Genomic DNA, 18,300 nt, shown 5'->3' with positions numbered 1-18,300 from the left:
CCCTCGCCATGAGCGCACCTGCCGCCCCCGACGGGGCGGACCCGGCGGCGACGCCCGCAGCGGGCGGTCGCCCGGACCCCCGTTCGGGCCAGCGCCGCACCAACGGCGGCTTCGGCCGGGTGCTCGTCGCCGTCTACGGGATCTTCGCGCTCGCCGCGACGGCCCGCGCCGGGGTCCAGCTCCTGCGCGACTGGCACGAGGCGCCGCTCGCCTACGCGCTGTCGGCGCTCGCGGCGGCGGTCTACGTCGTCGCGACGATCGCCCTCGCGCGGGGCGGCCGCGTCGCGCGCCGCATGGCGTGGCTCGCCGTGGGCGTCGAGCTCGTCGGCGTCCTGACCGTCGGCGCGTTCTCGCTCGCCGACCCCGAGGCCTTCCCGCGCGCGACCGTCTGGTCGGGCTTCGGCCAGGGCTACGGCTACGTCCCGCTCGTGCTGCCGTTCGTCGGGCTCTGGTGGCTCTGGCGCACCCGGCCCGCCGCGCCCGGCGTGACCACCCCGCCCCCCGCCGCCCCCACCACCCCCGTCACCGACGCCCCGGAGGACGCCGTATGACCCGCCGCCGACCGCTCCTCTACGGCCTCCTCTTCGACACCGTGTTCCGCCGGATGGACCCCGAGCGGGCGCACCACGTGGCGTTCGACCTCATCGGGTTCGCCGGGCGCGTGCCCGTGCTGCGCGACGTCGTCCAGGGGGCGCTCGCGCCCTACCTGGGCCGCGCGGCGGGGGGCCGGGGGAGCGTCGAGGTGCTCGGCAAGGTCTTCCCGGCGCCGTTCGGGCTCGCGGGCGGCTTCGACAAGGACGCCCGGGCGGTGCGCGGGCTGACGATGCTCGGCTTCGCGTTCGTCGAGATCGGCACCGTGACGGCGCACGCCCAGCCCGGCAACGAGCGGCCGCGCCTGTGGCGCGAGCTCGACGTCCAGGGCGTGCGCAACCGCATGGGGTTCAACAACGAGGGCGCCGCGGCGGCCGCGCGCCGGCTCGCGGCCCTGCGCTCGACGCGGGGCGGGCGTGCCGTGCTCGTCGGGGCGAACATCGGCAAGACGAAGGTCACGCCCGCCGAGGAGGCGGCCGCGGACTACGCGACGAGCGCGGGCCTGCTCGCGCCGTACGCGGACTACCTCGTGGTGAACGTGTCGTCCCCGAACACCCCGGGCCTGCGCGACCTCCAGGAGGTCGAGTCGCTGCGGCCGATCCTCGTGGCCGTGCGCGAGGCGGCCGACGCGGCCACGGCGGACGCGGGCGTCGGCCGGGTGCCGCTGCTCGTCAAGATCGCCCCGGACCTCGCGGACGAGGACGTCGACGCCGTCGCTGACCTCGTGGACGAGCTCGACCTCGACGGCGTCGTCGCCGTGAACACGACGATCGGGCACGACCGCGGGCCCGGCGGCCTCTCGGGCCCGCCCATCCGCGCGCGGGGCCTGGCCGTCGTCGCGCGCCTGCGCGAGCGGCTCGGGCCGCAGCGCGCGATCATCGGCGTCGGGGGGATCACCACCGCGCACGACGCGCGCGACTACCTGCACGCGGGCGCGGACCTCGTGCAGGGGTACACCGGGTTCCTCTACCAGGGCCCGCTGTGGGCGGCGCGGATCAACCGCTCGCTCGCGCGGCACCCCGAGCCCGGCGCGCACGTGCGGGGCGCCGACGCGAAGGAGGCACGATGATCCGGCCGCAGTGGGTCTGGGAGCTCGACGACGCCGAGGGGCGCGCGCTCGCCTCGCCGGTGAGCCCCGTCTTCACGACGCAGTACGACGCCGAGCAGTGGCTCGGCGAGAGCTGGCGGAGCCTCGCCGCAGAGGGCGCTGCCGCCGCCCGGCTTCTGCACGACGGCAGCCAGGCGACGGCGACGGTGGAGCTGCGCGTCCCCTGACCGGGTCGTCGGCGTCCTGACCTGGACGCACGGCCGGCCGGTCCTGCCCGGGCGACACGGGCGCGCGAGCCCGTCGCGCGCCGTCGCCCCGGGGGACCGTCAGCCCGCGACCCGGGCCCACGCGGCGGCGAGCCGTGCCACGGCGTGCTCGAGCTGCTCGGGCGGTCGGGAGAACGTCAGGCGCAGCCGGTCGGCCGCGCTGCCGTCGGGCGTGAAGGTCGGGCCGGCGTTGACGAGCACGCCCTCGGCCGCCGCGGCGGCGGCGAGCGCTTGCGCGACCGGCGCGCCCAGGTCGACCCACAGTGAGAGCCCGCCCTCGGGCACGTCCACGCGCCACTGCGGCAGCGCCCGTGCGAGCAGGCCGCACAGGAGGTCGCGCTGCGCGCGGAGCGTCCGACGGCGCTCGGCGAGCACCGCGGGGGCGTCGTCGAGCAGCTCGACGACGGTGAGCTGCTCCAGCACCGCGGTGGCGATGTCCGCCGACTGCCGCGTGCGCGCGAGGCGCGCGACGAGGTCCGGGTGGGCGCGGACCCAGCCGACTCGCAGCCCGCCCCAGAACGACTTGGACGCCGAGCCGACCGTGACGACGTACGGCGAGGTGCCGTCGCCCGCGAGCGGCTCCACGACCGGACCGGTGGCGTCCGGGTCGCCGTCGAGGTCGAGGTCGGTGAGCGTCTCGTCGCCGACCACGGTCACGCGGTGGCGGGCCGCGGCGTCGCGCACGCCCGCCCGCTCCTCGGGCGTGAGGGTGTAGGCGGTCGGGTTGTGGAAGTCGGGCACGAGGTAGACGAGCCGCGGCGCGACCTGGCGCAGCGTGGAGTCGAACAGGTCGACGTCGAACCCCGGCGCGTCGTGGTCGTCGCTGCCCCGCGCCCCGTGGCCTCCCCGGCCTACGGGGACGGGCACCAGCCGCGCGCCCGCCCGTCGCAGCGACTCCATCGCGTGGTAGTACGTGGGCGACTGCACGACGGCGCGGTCACCTGCCCCGAGGAGGGTGTCGGCGAGCGTGGTGATGGCGTGCTGGGCGCCCGTGGTGACGAGCACCTCGTCGGGCGTGGTGGGCGTGCCGCGGCGTGTGTGGTGGTCGGCGAGGGCCTCGCGGAGGACGCCGAGGCCGTACGGCTCGTAGCCGCCGCCGGACAGGTACTCGGGCAGCCGCTCCAGCGCGCGCGAGTAGGCGGCGTGCAGGCCGCTCGGCGCGGCGGAGGTCGCCTGCGACAGGTCGGCGAGGTCGATCGGCGCGGTGCGCGGCGCGGGCCCGGGCGGGGCGTCGCCGCCGGCCGCGCGGTCCGCGGGCCGGCGCGCGCTCGGGCGGGGGAGCACGACGACGGTGCCCGAGCCGGTGCGCGAGCGCGCGAACCCGAGCTCGCGCAGGCGCCCGTACGCGGCGGCGGTCGTGGTGCGCGAGACGCCGAGAGCGACGGCGAGGTCGCGCTCGGACGGCAGGCGCGTGTGCGGCGCGAGGGTTCCCGCGAGGACGGCGGCCCGCAGCGCGTCGGCGAGGGCGGTGTACGCGGGGCCGCCCGCGTGCCACCGGCCGAGCAGCCGCGCGGCAGCAGCGGGGGACAGGTGGCGGTGGACGTCGACCGTCCCGGCCGGGGCAAGGCTCATGGGGCCACTCTCTCGCGATTGGCTATGGATGTCGATGCCACTCGGCGGTCAGGATGACACCCATGAGCCCCACCCGCCGCACCGTCCAGCTCCTCCTCGGCCTGCTCGGCTACGCGCTGTCCATGGCGCTGCTGATCCACGCGGGCCAGGGCGGGATGCCGTGGGACGTGCTGCACCAGGGCGTCGTCCGCCGCACGGGGCTGCCGTTCGGTGTCGTCGTCGGGTCGCTGAGCGTGCTGGTCCTGCTGGCCTGGATCCCGCTCCGGCAGCGGCCCGGGATCGGTACGGTCGCGAACGTCGTCGTCATCACGCTGACGATCGACCCGGCCATCGCGCTCGTCACGCGCCTCGTGCCCGACCCGGGCGTCGCCGCGAGCGTGGCCCTGGCCGTCGGGGGCATCGTGCTCAACGGCCTCGCGACGGCGGCCTACCTGGGCGTGCGGCTCGGCCCGGGACCCCGCGACGGACTCATGACCGGCCTGGTGGCGCGCACCGGCTGGTCGGTGCGGCTCGTGAGGACGCTCCTCGAGGTCGTCGTCGTGACGCTGGGCTGGGCGCTCGGCGGCACGCTCGGCTGGGCGACGGTCGCCTACGCGCTCGCCGTCGGGCCGATCGTCCAGCTCACGGCGCGGTGGTTCGCGCCGCGCGGGCTCGTCACCGCCGCGGCCTCCGAGGCGGCGACGGACATCGTGGCGGCGTCGGACGGCGAGCCTGCGTCGGACGTCGGGACCGCGTCGCGGGAGCCCGTCCCCGCGACCGCAGGCCCCCGGCCGGACGAGGGAGGCATGCCCGCGTCCGGCCGGTGAGGAGACGACGACGGCCCCGGCGCGCCGCCGGGGCCGTCGTCGCGCGCGGTGGCGTGCGTCAGGCGACGCGGCCCTGCGGGGCGTTCTCCGCCGTCTTGCCCGGGTCGCGCTCGACGGCGCCCCCGAGGATCTCGTCGATCCGGGCCATGAGCTCGGCCGGGATCGTCACGCCTGACGCCTTGACGTTCTCCGCGACCTGCTCGGGGCGCGACGCCCCGACGAGCGCCGCGGCGACGTTGTCGTTCTGCAGCACCCACGCGATCGCGAGCTGCGCCATGCTCAGGCCCAGCTCGTCCGCGACGGGCCGGAGGTTCTGCACGCGCGTGAGCACGTCGTCGGTGAGGAAGCGCTGGATCATGCGCGCGCCGCCCTTGTCGTCGGTCGCACGCGACCCCGCCGGCAGCGGCTGCCCGGGGAGGTACTTGCCGGACAGCACGCCCTGCGCCATGGGCGACCAGACGATCTGCGAGAGCCCGAGCTCGCGCGACGTCGGCACGACCTCGTCCTCGATGACGCGCCACAGCATCGAGTACTGCGGCTGGGAGGAGATGAGCTGGAACCCGAGGTCCTGCGCGAGCGCGTGGCCCGCGCGGATCTGGTCCGCCGTCCACTCGGAGACGCCGATGTACAGGGCCTTGCCCTGGCGCACGATGTCGGCGAACGCCTGCATCGTCTCCTCGAGCGGCGTCTCGGTGTCGTACCGGTGCGCCTGGTAGAGGTCGACGTAGTCGGTGCCGAGCCGCTTGAGGGAGCCGTTGATCGACTCCATGACGTGCTTGCGCGACAGGCCGGTGTCGTTGGGGCCGCCGGGGCCGGTCGGCCAGTAGACCTTCGTGAAGATCTCGAGCGACTCGCGTCGCTGGCCCTTGAGGGCGTCGCCGAGCACCTGCTCGGCCTTCGTGTTGGCGTAGACGTCCGCGGTGTCGAACGTCGAGATGCCGGCGTCGAGGGCTGCGTGCACGCACGCGGTCGCGACGTCGTTCTCGACCTGGGAGCCGTGGGTGAGCCAGTTGCCGTAGGTGATCTCGGAGATCTTGAGACCCGAGTTGCCGAGGTAGCGGTAGGTGGGCATGGACCCAACCTAGCCGCGGGCCCGGCCGCTCGCGGGGCCGGGCGCCGTCGTCACTCGGGGTAGACGCCGTGCTTCTTGTGCGTCGGCTTGGGCAGCCGCGCGCGGCGGAGCTGGAACGCGCGCATGACCGCGTACATGACCGTGCCCTTGGGGATGTCGCCGAACTTCGCGAGGAGGCGCTTGCGCAGGCGCCGCCACATGATGAAGCCGTCGACGACGGTGAGCAGGACGATGACGTACAGCGTCATGACCGTGAGGAACGCGAGCTCCTGGTTCCGCGCCGTGAGGAACGAGAACACGATGAAGACGAGGGCGACGGGCAGGAAGAACTCACCGAGGTTCCAACGGGCGTCGACGTACTCGCGCACGTAGCGCTTGACCGGGCCCTTGTCGCGCGGCGGCAGGTAGCGCTCGTCGCCGGTCTGCATGGCCTGGTACTGGCGGTCGCGCATCTCGCGCTGCTTCTCCCGTGCGGACTTCGCGGCGGCGCGGCGGTCGTTCGGCACGAGGGGACGCTTGTTCGCGGCCTCGGAGACCTTGCGCTTGGGGGTCGGGCGGCCCTTGCCGGCGCGCTCGATCTCGGCCGCCTCCTCGACGGGGTCGGGGGCGGCGGGGGTCGCGGCGGCCTTGTTGCGGGAGAACACCCCTCCAGGGTAGTCGAGCCGACGGGGTGCCCGGACGCGGGTCCGGGGCCGCACGGTGTCGTACCGTGCTGGTCGTGACGAACTCACCCGAACCCACCGCCCCCGCGCCCGGCACCGCCCTCGCGACCACGCTCCGCGAGACCGTCGCCCGGCTCTTCCCGGCGCTGCGCGCCGACCTGGAGTCGCTCGTGCGCGTGCCGAGCGTCTCGAACGCCGCGTTCGACCAGGCGCACGTCGCCGCCAGCGCCGACGCCGTGGCCGCGCTCCTGCGCGACGCCGGCCTGCCCGAGGTCCAGGTGCTGCGCGCCCGGGCCGAGGACGGCACCGAGGGCGCGCCCGCCGTCGTCGCGCGCCGCCCGGCGCCCGACGGCGCCCCGACCGTCCTGCTGTACGCGCACCACGACGTCCAGCCCCCGGGCGAGGCGAGCACGTGGGAGACCGACCCGTTCGAGCCGACCGAGCGCGACGGCCGCCTCTACGGCCGCGGCGCGGCCGACGACAAGGCGGGCGTCGTGGCCCACCTCGGTGCGCTGCGTGCCCTCCTGGAGATCGGCGACCTCCCCGTCGGGGTGACGGTGTTCGTCGAGGGCGAGGAGGAGATCGGCTCGCCGACGTTCCTGCCGTTCCTCACGCAGCACCGCGACCTGCTCGCGGCCGACGTCATCGTCGTCGCCGACTCCTCGAACTGGAAGATCGGCGTGCCCGCGCTCACGACGTCGCTGCGCGGGCTCGTGGACTGCGAGGTCGAGGTCGCGGTGCTCGACCACGCGGTGCACTCGGGCATGTTCGGCGGCCCCGTGCTCGACGCCGTGACGCTGCTCGCGCGGCTGATCACGACCCTGCACGACGACGCGGGCAACGTCGCCGTGCCCGGGCTCGCCACCGCGGACGAGCCGACCGTGGACTACGCGGAGGCCGACTTCCGCGCCGACTCCTCGCTCCTCGACGGCACCGTCCTCGCGGGGGAGGGCAGCATCGCCGGGCGGCTGTGGACCAAGCCGGCGATCGCCGTGATCGGGCTCGACGCGCCGAGCGTCGCGCACGCGTCGAACACCCTCACGCCCCGCGCGACCGCGAAGCTCTCGGTGCGGCTCGCGCCCGGCCAGGACCCGGCGGCCGCGATGGCGGCGCTGCGCAGGCACCTCGAGTCGCACGCGCCGTTCGGCGCGCGCGTGACCGTGCGCGACGGCGAGCAGGGCAAGCCGTTCCTCGCCCCGGCGGACTCCGAGGCGATGCGGGCCGCGCGGTGGGCGTTCGCGACGTCGTGGGGCACGGACCCCGTCGACATCGGCATCGGCGGGTCGATCCCGTTCATCGCCGACCTGCTCGAGGTCTTCCCCGACGCGGCGATCCTCGTCACGGGCGTCGAGGACCCGGACTCGCGCGCGCACGGCGCGAACGAGTCGGTCCACCTCGGCGAGCTGGAGAAGGTCGTGCTCGCCGAGGCGCTCCTGCTCGCCCGGCTCGGCGGCGCGGTCGCCTGACCCGCGCCCGCCGGACCGCACGCGGCGACGCTCCCCGGTCGGCCGGGGAGCGCCGCCGTGCGGCGTCAGGCGTCAGGCACGGTGGGCGACGTCGACCGCCCGGGCCCACCGCGCGACGTCGTCCGGGAGCTCGGGGGAGGTGACGTCGCCGCCCAGGAGCCCGACGACGTCGGGCGCGGCGATCCGGTCGCCGGACCCGCGCGCGAGGAAGCGCCCGGCGACGAGCCCGCGCGCGCAGAGGTCCCCGCGGCGTGTGAACACCTGCTCGAGGTACACGACGCGCTCGTCCCACCCGAGCACGCGCGTCGTGATCTCGAAGCGGTCCCCGAGCTGCAGGGAGCGGCGGTACTTCATGGTCGACGCCGCGACGACGGGGTACCAGCCCTTGTCCTTGAGCAGGGGGAACCCGCCGAGGTCGGCGATGAAGTTGCTGCGCGCGACGTCCATCATCTGGAGATACACGCCGTTGTTCACGTGCAGGTAGAAGTCGAGGTCGCCCGGGCGCACGCGCATGCGGGTGACGGACGGCTCGAGGACGCCGCGCCCCGGCACGGCCTTGCGCGGCAACGTGCTGGCGACGAGGAGCTGGATCTGGCGGGTCACCGGGGCAGGCTACTACCCCGCACCAGCGGTATCGGGTATCCGGCACCGACGGCGGGGGACGCCCCTCCAGGTCGGTGTGCGAGGATGCGCGCCGTGACGACGACGAGCCCCGCCCCTCGCCCCACCGCCACCGCCGACACCGGGTCGCCCGCCCCGCACCCGTGGCAGGTCCGCGCGTTCCGCGCAGTCGCGATCGCCGAGGCGTTCTCCTGGGCCGGCCTGCTCGTCGGCATGTACCTCAAGTGGGTCGCCGGGACGACCGAGCGCGGCGTGGAGATCTTCGGGCCCGTCCACGGCGTGCTCGTGCTCGTGTACGTCGCGCTCGCCGTGCTCGCCGCCGTGCGCGTCCGCTGGTCGCTCTGGACGATCTTCCTCGCGCTCGCCGCGACCGTCCCGCCGTTCTGCACCGTCCTCTTCGACGTGTGGGCGCACCGCACCGGCCGCTACGCGCGCCGCTGACCGCTCGGGTCGGCTGACCCCAGGCTCGCCGACCGCTCGGCCCGATCAGACCGGCGGGTCGGGGTCGTACTGGATCCCGCGCCGTACGGCGCGCGCGACGTCGGCGCTCTCCAGGCGCGCGACGAGGTGCAGCGCCATGTCGATCCCCGCGGACACCCCGGCGGACGTGACGACGTCGCCGTCGTCGACGTAGCGCGCCTCCGTGTCGACCACGACGCTCGGGTCGATCCGCGCGAGCTCGTCGTAGTGCGCCCAGTGCGTCGTCGCGGGCCGGCCCCCGAGGAGCCCCGCCGCGGCGAGGACGAGCGAGCCCGTGCAGACGCTCGCGATCACCGGGGTGCGCGCCCGCATCGCGCGCAGCCACTCGAGGTGCACGCGGTCGCCGAGCAGCGGGCGCGTCCCGCGACCGCCGGGGTACACGAGCAGGTGGAGGGGGCCGACGTCGTCCGCCGAGCGGTCGGGGAGCAGGCGGAGGCCCTTCGCGAGCCGCACGCCGCCGCCGTCCCACGAGAACGTCGACACCTGGGGCTTGAGCGCGGAGTGCTCGGCCCAGGCCGACAGCACCTCGAACGGCCCGGCGACGTCGAGCTCCTCGGCCTCGTCGAAGACGAAGATCCCGACGTTCGTCCCGTTGCCCGTTCCCATGGCCACCTCCGCGCGCCCCCGCGTCCCGAGGGCCTCGACCGCTCCTGCCCGCGCGCCTAGAGGCCCGGCAGGGCGAGCATCTGGTCGAGCGCGACGCGCGCCCAGTGCGCGTCGTCGGCGTCCACGACGATTCGGTTCACCACGCGACCGGCGACGAGCGACTCCATCGCCCACACGAGGTGCGGCAGGTCGATCCGGTTCATCGTCGAGCAGAAGCACACCGTCGAGTCGAGGTAGTGCACCTGCTTGTCCGGGTGCGCCCGCGCGACGCGGCGCACGAGGTTGAGCTCGGTCCCGATCGCCCACGCCGAGCCCGGCTCGGCGGCGTCGAGCATCTTGATGATGTACTCCGTCGACCCGACGAAGTCCGCCGCCGTGACGACCTCGTGCTTGCACTCGGGGTGCACCAGCACGTTGACGTCCGGGACGGCCGCGCGGACGTCGTCGACGTTCTTCGCCGAGAACCGCCCGTGGACCGAGCAGTGCCCCCGCCACAGGATCATGCGCGCGTCGCGCAGCTCGGCGTCGGTGAGGCCGCCGTTCGGCTTGCGCGGGTCGAACACGACGCAGTCGTCGAGCGACATCGCGAGCTTCAGGACCGCGGTGTTGCGCCCCAGGTGCTGGTCCGGGAGGAACAGGACCTTGCCCGTGCCGTCCACGCCGCCCACCTGGTCGAACGCCCAGCGCAGCGCGACCTCCGCGTTCGACGACGTGCACACCGTGCCGCCGTGGCGCCCCGTGAAGGCCTTGATCGCGGCCGAGGAGTTCATGTAGGTCACGGGGATCGTCGAGTCGGCGATGCCGACCTCCTGCAGCACGTCCCACGCGTCCTCGACCTGGTCGATTGCGGCCATGTCCGCCATTGAGCAGCCCGCCGCGAGGTCCGGCAGCACGACCTGCTGCGCGTCGGACGTGAGGATGTCCGCGCTCTCGGCCATGAAGTGCACGCCGCAGAAGAGGATGAACTCCGCCTCGGGGCGGGCGGCCGCCTCGCGCGCGAGCTTGAAGGAGTCGCCCGTGACGTCGGCGAAGTCGATGACCTCGTCGCGCTGGTAGTGGTGGCCCAGGACGAACGCCCGCTCGCCCAGCGCGGCGCGTGCCGCGCGGGCGCGCTCGACCAGGTCGGGGTCGCTCGGCGCGGGCAGGTCGCCCACGCACTCGACGCCCCGCTCGGACGCGAGGTCGCGGCCCTGCCCCAGCAGGAGCAGGGCGGACGGGTTGGGCTCGACGAAACCGCCCGGGCGTGCGGTGCTCGGACCGCCCACGGACGACAGCAAGGTGCTCCCGGTGCTCACGGGACCATCGTCGCACAGCGCCGCGGAGACGGAGAGGGCCCTCCCACCCTGACTCCGCGCGCCCCGGCGCGACCCGCCGGACCGCGCCCGGGCTGGCACAATCCGGGCATGCGCGTGCTGCTCACCGGGTCCGCCGCCCCGCCCCCGCCCGACGGCGCGTGGCCGGGCCGCGACGTCGTGCCGGCTGCCGCCGGACCGAGCCTCGCCGACGTCGCCTCGTGGTGGTCCGCGCACGGCGCCGTGGACACCGTGCCCCTCGCGGCGTCGGGGCCCGCGTTCCTCGACGCCGTCGCTCCCGTCGCGCCCGAGGTCCTCGCGGGCGTCGTGCCGGGCCCGGGCGGCGCGGAGGTCCCGGTCGCCGTCCGACGGCGCGCGTCCTCGCCGCGCGAGGGTGTGCAGGCCCGGACCGTCGTCGTCGACGCGTCCCAGGTCCCGGCCACCGGGGAGGCCGTCGTCGTCGATGCCGACGGGACGCCGACGACGGTGCCCGCCCGCTCGTCGACCGCCGTCGGGCACCTGCTCGCGCTCGCGGTCGACGCCGCTCGGGCGGGGTCGGATCCCGGCCGGGTCGTCCTCGCGACCGGGGGCAGCACGAGCCACGACGCGGGCTTCGGGGCGCTCCTCGCGCTCGCGGGCGAGCCGCCGGCGTCCGGGGGCGCGCCGGACGTCGCGCCCGTCCGGCTGGCGGACGTCGTGCGCGCCGCGCGCGCCGCGCTGGGCGGCACGCACCTCGTGGCGGCCGTCGCGTCCGACGTCCCGCTCCTCGGTCTGCACGGCGCGAGCGCGACCCTCGACGCGCGCGGTGTCGACCCGCTGGTGGCCCAGCACCTCGAGCGCGCGCTCGGCGCGGTCGCGCACGACGTCGCCGCCGCCGTCGACCGCGCGGACGCGGCCGGGCCGGGGGAGCACGGGATCGTCGGGCGCGACCTGCTCGCGGGCGCGACGACGGGCCGCCGCCTCGCCGCGCTGCCGGGGGCGGGCAGCGGGGGAGGGCTGGGCTTCGCCGTCGCGGCGCTGGGCGGCAGGCTCGTGCCCGCGCTCCGGGTCGTGGCGGACGACGTCGGGCTCGACGCGCGGCTCGCGGACGCGGACGTCGTCGTGGTGCTCGCCGACGAGCTCGGCGCGCACGAGCTCGGCGAGGGGACCGTCCGCGAGGTGGCCGGCCGGGCGGCGCGGCACGCGCTCCCGGTGGTGGTCGTCGCGCGTGCGGTCGTCGCGGGCCGTCGCGAGCAGGCGGCCGCGGGGCTCAGCGGTGCGTACGCGTGGGGCGACGGCGACCCGCGCGACCTCGTGGAGCGCGTCGCGCGCACGTGGTCGCGCGGCTGAGGCGCGCGTCGGCCGAGGTCGACGGCGCCGCCCGTGCGGCTCCTCCGTCGTCGTCCTCGCACCCCGTGCGGCGAGGCCCGTTCGACCTTCCTGCCGCGCGGGGTCGTAGACTCGGGAACACCACCGGCACGTGTGGTGTTGAGGACCTGACGGGATCTCTCTCGAGAGATCCGAGAAGCCGGCCACCACCGGGGCAGCACTGCCCCCGACAGCGCGGAGACGAGATGAGCGAGACCACCGACATTGCCACGCACGGCGTCAACCTGACCGACGAGGCCGCGGACAAGGTCCGCACGCTCCTCGAGCAGGAGGGTCGCGACGACCTGCGCCTGCGCGTCGCGGTGCAGCCCGGCGGCTGCTCCGGCCTGATCTACCAGCTCTACTTCGACGAGCGCGTGCTCGACGGCGACGCGCTGCGCGACTACGACGGCGTCGAGGTCGTGGTCGACAAGATGAGCGTCCCCTACCTCGAGGGCGCGACGATCGACTTCGCCGACACGATCGAGAAGCAGGGCTTCACGATCGACAACCCCAACGCGGGCAGCGCCTGCGCCTGCGGCGGCTCCTTCAGCTGAGCCGTCCGGCGTGCCGCGCGCACGCCACCGGACCGCACGAGCCCGGTCACCCGTCCGCGGGTGGCCGGGCTCGCGTCGTCCGCGGGTCGTGGCGCCCCGCTCGCGGCGGGGTCAGCCGCCGATCTCGACGGTGATCGCCCAGGCCTCGGCTTCTCCCTGACCGGGGAGCTGCGCCTCGCCCACGACCGCGTGCCCGCGCATCCGCGCCCACGCGGGGACGTCGAGGCGGGCGGCCGGGTCGGTCGACCACACCGTGAGCCTGGCGCCCGGTGCGAGGTCGCGCGCTGCCGCCGCGAGCCGGATCACGGGCAGCGGGCAGCGCAGCCCGCGCGCGTCGACCACGTCGCCGGCCGCGCCCGCGTCGCCGGACGTGCCGGACGACGCCGCGGGCGGGGGATCGCCGGTCACAGGCCCTGCACCCCCAGCGCCGCGCGCACGCGGGCGACGGCGTCCGGCAGGGCGGCGAGCAGCCGCTCGACGTCGTCCTCCGTCGTCGAGCGGTCCAGGGCGACGCGCACGTTGCCGTGCGTGAGCACGCCCATCGCCGCGAGGACGTGCGAGGGCTCGAGCGAGCTCGACGTGCACGCCGACCCGGAGCCGACGGCGATGCCCTCGCGGTCCAGGTCGGTGAGCAGCGCCTCGCCGTCCACGTAGAGGAAGGAGAAGGTCGCGACGTGGGGGAGCCGGTCGACCGGGTCGCCGACCACCTCGACGTCGGGGATCTGGGCGACCTGTGCCCGCACGCGGTCGACGAGCGCCCGGCGCCGCGCGTCCTGCGCGTCCCGGTCGGCCAGCACCGCCTGCAGCGACACTGCGGCGGCGAACGCCGCCGGGACGGACACCCCGCCGGGTGCCCACGGGTCCGCGTCCTCCGGGAACGGGCTGCGCCGTCGGACGCGGGAACGCACCGCGAGGACACCGACGCCGGGCCCGCCGCCCCAGTCCGCCGGGTCGGCGGCGAGCGCGTCCCAGGTCTCGGGGACGACGTCGTGCCCGAGCGTGGCCCCCGCGTCCACGAGCAGCGGGACCCCCGCCCCCCGCGCCGCCTCGTGCACGGCCGCGACCGGCTGCCGCGTCCCCACCTCGCCGTTGGCGGCCTGGAGCGCGGCGAGCGCCACGCCCGGGCGGCCGACGGCGTCGGTCATCTCCGCGGCGTCGACGCGGCCGGACCTGTCCACCCCGACGACCTCCCGCTCCAGGCCACCGTGCTCGGCGGCGTGCAGGACGGCGGCACGCTCGACGGCGCCGACGACGACCCGTCGCCCCGCGCGGTGACGCGCGCCGGCGAGCGCGGCGACGGCCGTGTGGAGGGACGCGGTGTGGTTGGCGGTGAAGACGACCTCCTCCGTGCGCGCGTCGAGCGCGGCGGCGACGGCCTCGCGGGCGCCGTCGAGCAGGGCCGCGGCACGCCTGCCCTCGGCGTGGAGGCGTCGGGGGTCGGCCCAGCCGTCGTCGAGCGCGCGGTCGAAGGCCTCGCGCGCGAGCGGGTGCCAGGGGGCGCGCCCCCCGTTGTCGAGAAGGACCCGGCGATCGGGGGTGGTGTGTGTCACATGGCCTCCAGGGCGCGGGCGGGGCCGTCGCGGAGCGGGGGACGGCCGGGCTGAGACGGCCCGAGCGGGCGCAGGGCGCCGGTCGAGGTCCGGCGCACGGCGTCGGATCGTTGCGCTCGCGCGCCCCGCGACGAGGTGCCTCCGGGAGTCCGAAGGTCCCACCGGCACGCTACCGTGCTGCCCGGTGGGCCGACGGTGTGGCAAGGATCTGACAGACTCGGGACGGGTGTGCCGAACCCACCCCTGACCGGCCACGACGTGTGCCGCATCTCGCCCGTCCGCAGCGCGTTCCGGGCCACGAAGGGCGGAATCCCGCGCTAGGCTTCGTGTGTCGAGGACGAAGGTCCTGTGCTGGGCTCGTAAAGACGGGCACGGGCAGGACGTGACGTGAAAGGCCCCCCTTGCACTCGCAACCCCCTAGCCGCACACGGCGCACCATCCTGCGGGCGACGGCCCTCGCCGTCGCCGTCGCCGCGGTGGCGTCCGGCTGCGCCACCGACACCGTCCAGCGCGGGTTCCTGCCCGGTTACGAGGACGGGGAGGTGACCAACCAGACCGCCCGGATCACGTCGCTGTGGACCGGCTCCTGGATCGCGGCCCTCATCGTCGGCGTGATCACGTGGGGCCTGATGCTGTGGTGCGTCGCCGCGTACCGCAAGCGCAAGGACGACCACCAGCTCCCCGTGCAGACGCGCTACCACCTGCCGCTCGAGATCATGTACACGGCCGTGCCGATCCTCATGGTCCTCGTCCTCTTCTTCTACACGGACCGCGACATGAGCGCGATCGTGGACAAGGACGTCGAGTCCGACCTCACGGTCCAGGTCATCGGCAAGCAGTGGAGCTGGGACTTCAACTACGTGGACGACGACGTCTACGAGACGGGCCAGCACCTGGCGGACGTCGGCGACACCATGACCGACGACGCGACGATCGACGGTGCCCCGGGCACGGCGGCGGCGCTGCCGACGCTCTACCTGCCCGTCGGTGAGTCGGTGCGGTTCGAGCTGCAGTCGCGCGACGTCATCCACTCCTTCTGGATCCCCGCGTTCCTCTACAAGCTCGACATGATCCCGCACCGGACGAACGAGTTCGTGGTCACCCCGGAGCGCGAGGGCGTCTACGCCGGCAAGTGCGCCGAGCTCTGCGGCGAGCACCACTCCGGCATGCTGTTCAACGTCGAGGTCGTCGACCGCGCGGAGTACGACGCGCAGATGGAGGCGCTCCGCGAGAAGGGCCAGGAGGGTCAGATCCCGGTGGAGGGCTTCAGCCGTCTCCAGGACCCGAACCCTGTCACCGCTACCACGGAGGGTGAGAACTGATGGTCGCGCAGGCCGAAGTCATCCCCGGTCTCGCGCCGCGGCGTCAGACCCTCGGGCGGACCGTGATCAAGTGGGTCACGTCCACCGACCACAAGACGATCGGGTACATGTACCTGATCACGTCGTTCATCTTCTTCTGCATCGGCGGCCTCATGGCCCTCGTGATCCGTGCGGAGCTCTTCGAGCCCGGCATCCAGATCGTGCAGAGCAAGGAGCAGTACAACCAGCTCTTCACGATGCACGGCACGATCATGCTGCTGCTGTTCGCGACCCCGCTCTTCGCCGGGTTCGCGAACGTGATCATGCCGCTGCAGATCGGTGCGCCGGACGTCGCGTTCCCGCGACTGAACATGTTCGCGTACTGGCTCTACCTCTTCGGTGGTCTCATCGCCTCGGCCGGCTTCTTCACGCCGCAGGGCGCCGCCTCGTTCGGGTGGTTCGCGTACGCGCCGTTGTCGAACACGACGTTCAGTCCAGGGCTCGGGGGAGACCTCTGGGTGTTCGGGCTCGCGCTCGCCGGCTTCGGCACGATCCTCGGTGCGGTCAACTTCATCACGACGATCATCACGATGCGCGCGCCCGGCATGACGATGTTCCGCATGCCGATCTTCACGTGGAACACGCTCATCACGAGCCTCCTCGTGCTCATGGCGTTCCCGCCCCTGGCCGCCGCGCTCTTCGCGCTCGGTGCCGACCGGCGCCTCGGTGCCCAGATCTTCAACCCCGAGAACGGGGGCGCCATCCTGTGGCAGCACCTGTTCTGGTTCTTCGGGCACCCTGAGGTCTACATCATCGCGCTGCCGTTCTTCGGCATCGTGTCCGAGATCTTCCCGGTGTTCGCCCGCAAGCCGATCTTCGGCTACAAGGGCCTCGTCTACGCGACGATCGCGATCGCGGCGCTGTCCGTCACCGTGTGGGCCCACCACATGTACGTGACCGGCGCGGTCCTCCTGCCGTTCTTCGCCTTCATGACGATGCTCATCGCCGTGCCGACCGGCGTGAAGTTCTTCAACTGGATCGGGACCCTCTGGCGAGGGAAGCTGACGTTCGAGACACCGATGCTGTGGTCGATCGGGTTCCTCGTGACCTTCCTCTTCGGCGGTCTCACGGGCGTCATCCTGTCCAGCCCGGCGCTCGACTTCCACCTGTCCGACTCGTACTTCGTGGTGGCGCACTTCCACTACGTCGTGTTCGGCACCGTGGTGTTCGCGATGTTCGCCGGCTTCTACTTCTGGTGGCCCAAGTTCACCGGGCGCATGCTCAACGAGCGCCTCGGCAAGGTCCACTTCTGGCTGCTCTTCATCGGCTTCCACATGACGTTCCTCATCCAGCACTGGCTGGGCGTCGAGGGCATGCCGCGCCGCTACGCGGACTACGCGCCGTCCGACGGCTTCACGTGGGAGAACCAGGTCTCGACGGTCGGGGCGTTCATCCTCGCCGCGTCGACGCTGCCGTTCCTCTGGAACGTCTACACGACCTGGCGCAACGCGCCCAAGGTGCAGGTCGACGACCCGTGGGGCTACGGCCGCTCGCTCGAGTGGGCCACGTCCTGCCCGCCGCCGCGGCACAACTTCACGTCGCTGCCGCGCATCCGCTCCGAGTCGCCCGCGTTCGACCTGCACCACCCCGAGGTCGCCGCGATGGACCACGCGGAGCCGAACCCCAACGTCCTGGAGAAGGTCTACGGGGAGGCCGACCGCCGCGGTGAGAAGAGCGTCGCGCTCGACCGCCTCGGCGACAAGCAGGCAGGCAGCGACTCGACGTCGACGATCATCATCGACGAGCCGCGCACGGGTGACACGGACGAGGAGGCCGGCAAGTGAAGGTCGAGTACAAGCTGTTCATCTTCCTGACGCCCTTCTTCGCGCTCATCGGCGTGGTGTACGGGTTCTGGAGCGGCTGGGAGCCCGTCGGCAGCGCCGCGCTCCTCCTGACCGCAGGTCTGTCGGGCATGATCGGGGCGTACCTGGCGCTCACCGCGAAGCGGATCGACGCGCGGCCCGAGGACGACCCGGACGGCCTCATCGAGCAGGGTGCCGGCGACCAGGGCGTGTACGCCCCGTGGAGCTGGTGGCCGCTCGCGATCGCAGGCTCGGCGGCGGTCGTCTTCCTCGGCCTCGCGGTCGGCTGGTGGCTTGTCTACGTGGGTATCGCGCTCAGTGCGATCGCCCTCGTCGGCTGGGTCTTCGAGTTCTCCCGCGGCCAGCACGCGCACTGACGCACCGCTTCCGGACGGCCCGATCCCCTCTCGCGGGGGGTCGGGCCGTCCTGCTGTCTGCGCGGGGGCGTAGGGCGTTCGTTGCTGCGGGGACACGTCCGAGTGCCGGAGTCGCTCTCTGTGGCGCTCTGACGGCGTTCTAGCGTCCCAGGCCGGAATGGGGCGCCAACGCCTGGGCGGGAGCGCCCCCGTTCGGGCGGGAGCGCACACGCGCGGACGGGAGCGCCCTTGCGCGGGCGGGAGCGCCCTTGCGCGGGCGGGAGCGCACACGCGCGGACGGGAGCGCACACGCGCGGACGGGAGCGCACACGCGCGGACGGGAGCGGACACGGCAGGGCAGGGCAGGGCTGCAGGTTCGCAGGGCGGCCTCACGTCGAGCGGGGAAGCCGTCACGACGACGGCGGCCCGGACGCGCCCGGCTCGCTCGCTGAACGGGTGTGGCGTCTTCGTCCAGTGGTCCAGCGCGGGACGGTGCGTGGTCGCGGTGCGGGGCAGTGTGAGGGGCGGTGTGTGGGGCAGGCGACGGAGCGCGCCAGAACGTCGTGACGGCCGGAGACGCTGCCGGCGACGCCCCCCGGGGCCGACGCCACGACGCGGCACCTATTGGCGACCGCGGACTGACCGGGTCGTGGCCCAGGGCGGCCGCCGAGAACGAGGTTGGTCCCGCTATCCACCGGATAGCGGGACCAACCTCGTTGTGGTGGGGGAGCGGGGTCGTGCTCGCCGACCGGGTGTCGTGCGGCGGGATCGTCAGGGGACGATGAGCCCGGCGGTCTGGGTCTTGGCGCGCTGGAGGCGGGCCTCGGCGTCGGACCAGTTGACGA

Annotated in this window: 19 protein-coding genes; 11 read left to right on the top strand and 8 right to left on the bottom strand. The window is 74.4% G+C overall.

Features of this window, described 5'->3' with window-relative positions:
- The first annotated feature begins 8 nt into the window (after window positions 1–8).
- Genes E1O70_RS19335 through E1O70_RS19325 form a run of 3 tightly spaced genes read left to right on the top strand, consistent with a single transcriptional unit; the run spans window position 9 to window position 1,866 of the window.
- Window positions 9–551, top strand: a complete 543-nt coding sequence (locus E1O70_RS19335; RefSeq protein ID WP_240696778.1) for a hypothetical protein — start codon at window positions 9–11, stop codon at window positions 549–551.
- Window positions 548–1,660, top strand: a complete 1,113-nt coding sequence (locus E1O70_RS19330; protein ID WP_061269426.1) for a quinone-dependent dihydroorotate dehydrogenase — start codon at window positions 548–550, stop codon at window positions 1,658–1,660. The genes E1O70_RS19335 and E1O70_RS19330 overlap by 4 nt, the downstream gene beginning before the upstream one ends.
- Entirely contained in the window at window positions 1,657–1,866 is a 210-nt protein-coding gene (locus tag E1O70_RS19325; RefSeq protein ID WP_061269427.1) for a hypothetical protein, read from the top strand. Before E1O70_RS19330 ends, E1O70_RS19325 begins: the two co-directional genes overlap by 4 nt.
- 99 nt (window positions 1,867–1,965) lie before the next feature.
- Here E1O70_RS19325 and yczR read toward each other — a convergent pair whose 3' ends face one another.
- Window positions 1,966–3,477 carry a MocR-like transcription factor YczR gene (gene yczR, locus E1O70_RS19320; RefSeq protein ID WP_082774857.1) on the bottom strand — a complete coding sequence of 504 codons (1,512 nt, stop codon included), beginning with the start codon at window positions 3,475–3,477 and terminating at the stop codon, window positions 1,966–1,968.
- 62 nt (window positions 3,478–3,539) lie between these two features.
- On the opposite strand from yczR, the gene yczE reads away from it, so the two are divergent.
- Window positions 3,540–4,283: a membrane protein YczE gene (gene yczE, locus E1O70_RS19315; RefSeq protein WP_082774858.1), complete on the top strand. Its 744-nt coding sequence runs from the start codon at window positions 3,540–3,542 to the stop codon at window positions 4,281–4,283.
- A gap of 58 nt (window positions 4,284–4,341) precedes the next feature.
- On the opposite strand, the gene E1O70_RS19310 is transcribed toward yczE, so the two are convergent.
- Both E1O70_RS19310 and E1O70_RS19305 read right to left on the bottom strand, forming a co-directional pair.
- Window positions 4,342–5,355, bottom strand: coding sequence for an aldo/keto reductase family protein (locus E1O70_RS19310; protein WP_061269428.1), 1,014 nt, complete (start codon window positions 5,353–5,355; stop codon window positions 4,342–4,344).
- Between the two features lie 50 nt (window positions 5,356–5,405).
- Window positions 5,406–5,999 carry a DUF3043 domain-containing protein gene (locus E1O70_RS19305; RefSeq protein WP_043658508.1) on the bottom strand — a complete coding sequence of 198 codons (594 nt, stop codon included), beginning with the start codon at window positions 5,997–5,999 and terminating at the stop codon, window positions 5,406–5,408.
- 74 nt (window positions 6,000–6,073) lie between these two features.
- Here E1O70_RS19305 and E1O70_RS19300 point away from each other — a divergent pair, with 74 nt between their 5' ends.
- Complete coding sequence (locus tag E1O70_RS19300; RefSeq protein ID WP_061269432.1) at window positions 6,074–7,483, top strand: dipeptidase; 1,410 nt, start codon at window positions 6,074–6,076, stop codon at window positions 7,481–7,483.
- Window positions 7,484–7,555: 72 nt separating this feature from the next.
- On the opposite strand, the gene E1O70_RS19295 is transcribed toward E1O70_RS19300, so the two are convergent.
- Window positions 7,556–8,086, bottom strand: a complete 531-nt coding sequence (locus E1O70_RS19295) for an acyl-CoA thioesterase (RefSeq protein WP_061269429.1) — start codon at window positions 8,084–8,086, stop codon at window positions 7,556–7,558.
- A 93-nt stretch (window positions 8,087–8,179) separates the two neighbouring features.
- On the opposite strand from E1O70_RS19295, the gene E1O70_RS19290 reads away from it, so the two are divergent.
- Window positions 8,180–8,545 carry a DUF3817 domain-containing protein gene (locus E1O70_RS19290; protein ID WP_240696777.1) on the top strand — a complete coding sequence of 122 codons (366 nt, stop codon included), beginning with the start codon at window positions 8,180–8,182 and terminating at the stop codon, window positions 8,543–8,545.
- A gap of 45 nt (window positions 8,546–8,590) precedes the next feature.
- On the opposite strand, the gene E1O70_RS19285 is transcribed toward E1O70_RS19290, so the two are convergent.
- Both E1O70_RS19285 and nadA read right to left on the bottom strand, forming a co-directional pair.
- On the bottom strand, window positions 8,591–9,190 hold the full coding sequence (locus tag E1O70_RS19285) for a DJ-1/PfpI family protein (RefSeq protein ID WP_061269430.1): 600 nt from the start codon (window positions 9,188–9,190) through the stop codon (window positions 8,591–8,593).
- A gap of 56 nt (window positions 9,191–9,246) precedes the next feature.
- A complete protein-coding gene (gene nadA / locus E1O70_RS19280; protein ID WP_061269434.1) occupies window positions 9,247–10,455 on the bottom strand; it encodes a quinolinate synthase NadA in 1,209 nt (402 codons plus the stop codon).
- 138 nt (window positions 10,456–10,593) lie between these two features.
- Between nadA and E1O70_RS19275 the strand changes: the two genes are divergently transcribed.
- Complete coding sequence (locus tag E1O70_RS19275; RefSeq protein WP_128957488.1) at window positions 10,594–11,811, top strand: glycerate kinase; 1,218 nt, start codon at window positions 10,594–10,596, stop codon at window positions 11,809–11,811.
- Between the two features lie 224 nt (window positions 11,812–12,035).
- Entirely contained in the window at window positions 12,036–12,386 is a 351-nt protein-coding gene (gene erpA / locus E1O70_RS19270) for an iron-sulfur cluster insertion protein ErpA (protein WP_043658948.1), read from the top strand.
- Between the two features lie 111 nt (window positions 12,387–12,497).
- Here erpA and E1O70_RS19265 read toward each other — a convergent pair whose 3' ends face one another.
- Window positions 12,498–12,794: a sulfurtransferase TusA family protein gene (locus tag E1O70_RS19265; RefSeq protein ID WP_082774868.1), complete on the bottom strand. Its 297-nt coding sequence runs from the start codon at window positions 12,792–12,794 to the stop codon at window positions 12,498–12,500.
- Complete coding sequence (locus E1O70_RS19260) at window positions 12,791–13,936, bottom strand: cysteine desulfurase family protein (RefSeq protein WP_061269463.1); 1,146 nt, start codon at window positions 13,934–13,936, stop codon at window positions 12,791–12,793. The genes E1O70_RS19265 and E1O70_RS19260 overlap by 4 nt, the downstream gene beginning before the upstream one ends.
- A 401-nt stretch (window positions 13,937–14,337) precedes the next feature.
- On the opposite strand from E1O70_RS19260, the gene ctaC reads away from it, so the two are divergent.
- From ctaC to E1O70_RS19245, 3 genes are read left to right on the top strand one after another with little or no spacing between them, the layout of a single operon-like run.
- Complete coding sequence (ctaC, locus tag E1O70_RS19255; protein WP_021482035.1) at window positions 14,338–15,258, top strand: aa3-type cytochrome oxidase subunit II; 921 nt, start codon at window positions 14,338–14,340, stop codon at window positions 15,256–15,258.
- A complete protein-coding gene (ctaD, locus tag E1O70_RS19250; RefSeq protein ID WP_021482036.1) occupies window positions 15,258–17,081 on the top strand; it encodes an aa3-type cytochrome oxidase subunit I in 1,824 nt (607 codons plus the stop codon). The genes ctaC and ctaD overlap by 1 nt, the downstream gene beginning before the upstream one ends.
- The gene (locus E1O70_RS19245; protein WP_061269462.1) at window positions 17,078–17,476 is read left to right on the top strand and encodes a cytochrome c oxidase subunit 4; all 399 of its coding nucleotides are present in this window, start codon (window positions 17,078–17,080) and stop codon (window positions 17,474–17,476) included. Before ctaD ends, E1O70_RS19245 begins: the two co-directional genes overlap by 4 nt.
- The last annotated feature ends 824 nt before the right edge of the window (window positions 17,477–18,300 follow it).

Origin of the sequence: Cellulosimicrobium funkei, assembly GCF_004519295.1 — a bacterium.
Lineage (GTDB): Bacteria > Actinomycetota > Actinomycetes > Actinomycetales > Cellulomonadaceae > Cellulosimicrobium > Cellulosimicrobium funkei.
This window is presented reverse-complemented; position numbering and strand designations above follow the sequence as displayed.